This is a genomic window from Acidimicrobiales bacterium, from assembly GCA_022452035.1.
Taxonomy (GTDB): Bacteria; Actinomycetota; Acidimicrobiia; order Acidimicrobiales; family MedAcidi-G1; genus UBA9410.
The window spans coordinates 21,072-27,182 of the sequence record JAKURV010000026.1 but is presented as its reverse complement, the minus strand read 5'-3'; the positions used below and the strand labels follow the sequence as shown (position 1 = coordinate 27,182).

The window sequence follows — 6,111 nt, the reverse complement described above, 5'->3', positions numbered from 1 at the left end:
CATTATCCCCTTCGGCACGATTCCCGACGAGGGGAAGTTGGACTATTACGCCGGGCTGGGAATCGACGAGGTGGTGCTCCGCTTGCCGTCGGCCGGTCGCGACGTCGCCCTAGCCGCCCTGGACGAGCTGACACGCTTCCTCACGTGACCGGGCCCACGGCTACTGTCGGCGAACGCCCCCGACGTCCGGGCGCCGCTCACCGGAAGGGCAGGCAATGGCATTCGACCTCATAATCCGCGGTGGGACCGTGGTGGACGGCACGGGCGCCCCGCCGGTCACCGCAGACGTCGCCGTCGACGGCGACCGCATTGTCGAGGTGGGTCGGGTGGAAGGCCGAGCCCGTCGTGAGATCGATGCCGACGGGCTGGTGGTCACCCCAGGATTCGTGGACATCCACACCCACCTTGACGCCCAGATGGCTTGGGACCCGCTGGGCACCTCGGCCTCGTGGCACGGGGTCACCTCGGTCGTGCTCGGCAACTGCGGGGTGACGTTCGCCCCCGTGGCCCCCGGTGGCCAACAGGTGCTGGCCGAGATGATGGAGTCAGTCGAGGACATCCCGGCCTCAAGCATCCTGGACGGGTTGTCCTGGAACTGGGAAACATACGGCGACTACCTCGACGAGTTGGACCGTCTCCCCAAGGGTCTGAACGTCGGGGGGATGGTCGGCCACTGTGCGGTTCGGCTAGCGGCCATGGGGGAGCGAGCCATGGACGAGACTCCAGCGGCCGCCGAGGACATCGGGGCCATGGCCACCATGGTCGACCAGGCGCTGGCTTCCGGCGCCCTGGGGTTCTCCACCTCGCGGACCCTTCTCCACAAGGTCCCCGACGGGCGATACGTCCCGGGTACTAAGGCCTCTGCCGATGAGCTGATGGCCTTTGCCGACGTGTTGCGTCACCGGGGTGGGATCTTTGAGGTGGCTCCCGCCTACGTGGACATTGGCAACGGGTCGGAGGACCCGGTACAGGACGAGGTTGGGTTGTATGCCGACATCAGCCGGGCGGCAGACTGCGACGTCTCGATGGCCCTGACCCAGGTTGATGCCGCCCCGGACCTCCACCGGAATGTCCTGGCCGCCGTGGACCGCGAGAACGCCGCTGGAGCCCGCCTCCGGCCCCAGACCACGTCCCGCCAGATAGGAATCCTGTTCGGGTTGGCTGGCCGAACCCCGTTCGACCGTTGGGGCTCCTGGCAGGCCCTGGCCGACCTCCCCCTAGAGGGGCGGGTGGCTCGCCTGCGCGACCCGGTCTCCCGAGCCGCCCTGCTGGACGAGGCTGATCGGTCGGTGTCCGACGGCCGAATCGACTGGACCCGCATCTACCCGCTGAGCGACCGGCCGGTCCGTCACGTCTTCACCCCCGAGGACAGCGTCGCGGCCATCGCCGCTCAACGCCGGGTGCCGGTGGCCGAAGCGATACTGGATCTCCTCGTCGAGATGGACGGACGGCGGATCCTCACATGGCCGATCCTGAACCAGGACCTCGACGAGGTGCTGGACATGCTGTCCCGTCCCCATGTGACCCTCGGTTTGGCCGATGCCGGCGCCCACGCCACCCTCATCATGGATGCCAGCCAGCCCACCTTCTTCCTCACCCATTGGGTGCGCGACGAGGGACGCTTCACCCTGGAGGATGCCGTCCGACGCCTCACCTCCGAACCAGCCGACCTGTTCGGCGTCTCTGATCGGGGTCGGCTCGCCGCCGGGGGTTTTGCCGACGTCAACGTGATCGACCTCGAAGGCCTGGCCCTCGGCTACCCGGAGATGGCCCACGACTTCCCAGGCGGTGCTCCCCGTTGGATCCAGGGCGCCGATGGCTATCGACAGACGCTGGTCAACGGTGAGGTCTTCCTGGAGAGCGGCCAGCACACCGGCGTCCTGGCCGGTCGGACGGTCCGTCTCTGAAGCGCAGGGTGCAGAACCCACGCAGGGGTTGGACCCCTGGGGGAGGGGGACGACACCGGCGCCCCTGAGTTTGCGCCGCTGTCGGCAACGCAATTACGGCGGGCAGGATGAGAAAGGTCAGTGCTCATAGGCGTGCCGGCTTTCGCTTACGCCGAGCCGTTTCAATGGTCGCTGGATTCATCTGTGTGACCATCGTCGTGGTGGCCGTCGATCTCATGATGGCCGTGGTCCAAAATCCCAGCGCTATTTAGCACTATCAGAAGTACGGAGAACGCTGCAGCACTTGACAGCACGTTGCGCACTGCCCGCCGACCGGTCGTCGGATTGTGTATGGCCGGGAGAGTGTCGACCGTTGCCACGTAGACGAAGGTCCCAGCCGAAAAAAGCAGCGCAAGGGCCAGAATCGACTCATCAGCGCCATCGAGCACCAGATAGGAAAGAACAAGGGCCACAGGCGTAGCGAGAGTAAATAACAAAAGCCCCTTTATGGCTGCCTTCCTGCCCCCCGGCTGATGGAGCAGGAAGATCCCAAGACTCAGGGCGGCCGGCACGCGGTGAACGATCACCGCAAACGCTACGAGCAATGAGAACGATGTTTCGCCAGATGCTGCTGCCGCTCCAATGGCAAGGCCATCTGCCAAAGCGTGGACCGATAGCCCTAGTGCAACGACTCCTGCTGAGAATGGATGATGCACGTGTTCATGGCCGTAACCGCTTGCGTGGTCGTGATGCTCCTCGTGAACGGCGTGACCTATTCCCAAGCCTTCTAGCGCCAACAGCAAGCTAAATCCCGCCATGCCAGCAAGGCCTAATACCACGGGATCGAAAGCGAACCCTCCGTCGCTTGCAGCAGCAGTATGAAAGCCCTCCGGGACTACGACTACAAGCGCCGAAACCAACAAGAGTCCGGATGCGAGGCCTGTCAGGTCTGCAAGCCCTTGAGATGAAATCCTGTTGACAAACACCTGGGGCAATAGTCCAGGCCCAAGAGAGGCCACAGCGATCAGTAGGGCTAGGTAGAAGATGTCCACGCAGTCATCATAATGAGAATGGTTCCTAATATCTACTTCAGGCCGCTGGTCAGCCATCAACTAGCCAAGTAGTTGGACCGAAAGCTTCTGTTCTGCCAACGTCCCCTGACGCGAGGTGGGGCGAATCCCGGAGCTCCTAGCCGACTGACTTGAACCCAATGATCGTGGATGCAAGAATTTCTCCTTGAAGGCGGCGACCTGAGAATCGTGCATGGGTTTAGAACCCCCCGCTGAAGTGGTCGCCGAAGGCCTCGCCGACTTCGGCCTCGGGCCCTACGTCCACGGGACGCCCAGCCGACGATTCCCCGTCTACACCCGCGGCAACGCCGGTGAGGTCTATCCGCAGCCCGTCTTCCCGCTGACCGCGGCCATGGCCCGGGGCCTGGCCGGAGATCCGGCCCGGGACTTCTTCCGGTCGACCGGCATGGTTACCGCTGTTGAATGCGATGAGGACGCCGACGTCTTCATGGGGGTGTTCGGTGGCTACACCTACCTGAACCTCTCAGTCACCCGGGTGGTGGCCATCCGGACACCGGGCATGTCACTGGCTGATGCCGACGCTCCATTTCTCGGATCGGAGGGTCGGGCACCAGACCACTGTCCTGACCGACGCGACCGGAACATCGCGGCCACTCTGCGCGGCCTGCGTTACGGCTGGAGGATCCTCGGAGCCACCAGCCTGCCCGAGCTTGACGATGCCGTTGCCGAAATAGCGACATGGCGAGACGGGCTCCCCCCGCTCGAAGAGTCCTCCGACGACCAACTGTTGGATGCCGCAACCGGCATGCTGGCGATGATCAGCCGGATCTTCGCTGTCCACCTAGCCATCACCGGGGGAACGGGTATCGGTCTGAACGTTCTCCGCCAGGTGACAGGACACCAGGGAACCGCCCGACGGCGATCACGTGCTCCGGACCCCATGTCCCTACTAGGCGGGCTGGGTGCAGTCGATTCGGCTGATCCGGCTGTCGACCTCTGGGACCTCGGGCGACTGGTCCGTTCCGACAACGGACTCGGGACGCACTTCGACGCCGGCCTAACCGATCTAAATACACGGCTGCGGGCCGACGCCGCTGCGTCCAACTTCGTGGCGGCCTTCGACCGGTTCTTGGATCGACACGGCGCCCGGGGCCCAAACGAGTGGGAGATGGGATGTGAGGTCTGGGGAACCGCGCCGGAACTGCCGCTAGCCCTCGTCGACCGCATGCGACACGCGGACGAAGATCACTCGCCAGAAATCCGAGGTGGGCGGCGGACCGCAGAACGCGAGGTAGCCGTGGCCGAGGCCCGACGTCAGGTCCGGTTCCACGAACGGTGGCTGTTCGACCGGGCACTGCGGTGCACCATGTTGCGAACAAGGGGGCGGGAACGCTGCAAGACGATCCTGGTCGAGGCCATCCACGAGGGCCGGTTGCGCCTTCGAGAGTTGGGCCGGAGGATTGCCGAACGTCATCCCGGGGCGTTGCCGGATGACTTGTGGTACGTGACGTTGGACGAGGTCGACGACTACCGCCGAAGACCGGGACCCTTTGCAGCCCTGGTCTCCGAACGCCGAGCCATCCGAAACCGGCTACTCAACCTCGAGCCCCCGTTCGCTTTTAGCGACGAGTTGCCCGACGTCGGGACCTGGGAGCGACGTAACCGGCCGAACACCTCGAGCGGAATCCCGGTGGGAACCGTTCTGCAGGGCATCGGCGGCTCACCGGGGCGGGTCAGAGGACGAGCCCGAATCGTGGTTGACCCATCTAATCCTGGCGATCTGGGGTCCGGCGACGTGTTGGTGGCGCCCCTCACCGACCCGGCCTGGACGCCGCTGTTCGTACCCGTGGAGGCTGTGGTGGTCGACGTTGGCGGCCAGATGAGCCACGCCGTGATCGTGTCGCGTGAGCTAGGTCTGCCGTGTGTCGTGGCTGCCACTGGGGCGACAGCCAGTCTCCCCGATGGGGCCCTGGTCGAGGTCGACGGCTCAGCCGGCACTGTCACCGTGCTGGAGGTGCCCGCTCCGGTCAACCGCTAAGCGGTGACGGCTCGCCGTCGGGGTCAACCGTTGGCGGCTTGGAACGACCCCATGAAGTCGACCAGGGTCCGGACGCTGTCCACGGGGAGCGCGTTGTAGGCGCTGGCCCGGATACCACCCACGCTGCGGTGGCCCTTCAGGTTGACCATGCCGGCCTCGGCGGCCTCGGCCACGAAGCGCTTCTCCAGGTCCTCGTCGGGCAGACGGAACACGATGTTCATATACGAGCGGCTGGCCTCGTCGACCGGGCAGGTGTACCAGCCCCCGCTGCCGTCGATGGCCCCGTACAGGATCGACGCCCGCTCGGTAGCCCGCCGCTCGAACTCGCCCAGGCCGCCTTCAGCCTGCATCCACTTCAGGACTTTGCCCATGACGTAGATGGCAAACATGGGGGGCGTGTTGGCCATCGAGTCGTTGGACTCGTGCGTCGAGTAGTCGAGGTAGGAGGCGAGGCGGCGACCGTGGCTGGCCAGGCGGTCCTTCCGGACCACTACGACAGCCATGCCGGCCGGGCCGAGGTTTTTCTGGGCGCCGCCGTACACCAGGTCGTGGGCGTCCCAGTCGATAGCCCGACTCAGGAAATCGGAGCTCATGTCGGACACTAGGGGTACGCCAACCGACGGGAGCTTGGGAAAACGGATCCCGCCGATGGTTTCGTTGCTGGTCACGTGCAAGAAGCGGGCGTCGTCCCGCACCTCGATCTCGTCGGTTGCCGGCGTACGCGAGAAGCCCCCGTCGGCACCCGACCAGGCTTCGTACACCGGAGCCACCAACTCGGCGTCGCCGAGGGCCTTACTAGCCCACGTCCCGGTATTGACGTAACCGGCGGTGTCGCCGTCGGCCAGCAGGTTGAGCGGGACCTGGGCGAACTGGAGCGACGCCCCGCCCTGCAGGAACAGGATGGCGAAGTCCTCGGGCACGGAGGCCAGTGACCGGAAATCAGCCAAGGCCTGCATGTGCACGGTGTCGTAGGCGGGGGTCCGGTGGCTGGCCTCGATGATCGACATGCCGGTGCCGTCAAAGTCGAGAAGCTCGTCCCGGACCTCCTCGAGGGCTGACACCGGAAGGGTGCAGGGGCCCGCGCAGAAGTTGTGGACACGGGTGGACGTGGTCATGGGGAGGTCTCCCTTGGTCGAGCCCGGGCCGGCCGCAGCGG

Annotated in this window: 4 protein-coding genes; 2 read left to right on the top strand and 2 right to left on the bottom strand. The window is 65.4% G+C overall.

Annotation, left to right across the window (positions count from 1 at the left end; translation table 11 throughout):
* Nucleotides 1-215: 215 nt before the first annotated feature.
* Nucleotides 216-1,907, top strand: a complete 1,692-nt coding sequence (locus MK181_09045; protein MCH2419947.1) for an amidohydrolase family protein — start codon at nt 216-218, stop codon at nt 1,905-1,907.
* Between the two features lie 161 nt (nt 1,908-2,068).
* Here the strand turns inward: MK181_09045 and MK181_09040 are convergent, their stop codons facing one another.
* Nucleotides 2,069-2,938 (bottom strand): ZIP family metal transporter, encoded by an 870-nt coding sequence (locus MK181_09040; GenBank protein MCH2419946.1) that lies wholly within the window; start codon nt 2,936-2,938, stop codon nt 2,069-2,071.
* Between the two features lie 211 nt (nt 2,939-3,149).
* Here MK181_09040 and MK181_09035 point away from each other — a divergent pair, with 211 nt between their 5' ends.
* Nucleotides 3,150-4,955, top strand: a complete 1,806-nt coding sequence (locus tag MK181_09035; protein MCH2419945.1) for a PEP-utilizing enzyme — start codon at nt 3,150-3,152, stop codon at nt 4,953-4,955.
* A 23-nt stretch (nt 4,956-4,978) separates the two neighbouring features.
* Here MK181_09035 and serC read toward each other — a convergent pair whose 3' ends face one another.
* Nucleotides 4,979-6,070, bottom strand: a complete 1,092-nt coding sequence (serC, locus tag MK181_09030) for a 3-phosphoserine/phosphohydroxythreonine transaminase (GenBank protein MCH2419944.1) — start codon at nt 6,068-6,070, stop codon at nt 4,979-4,981.
* Nucleotides 6,071-6,111 lie beyond the last annotated feature (41 nt).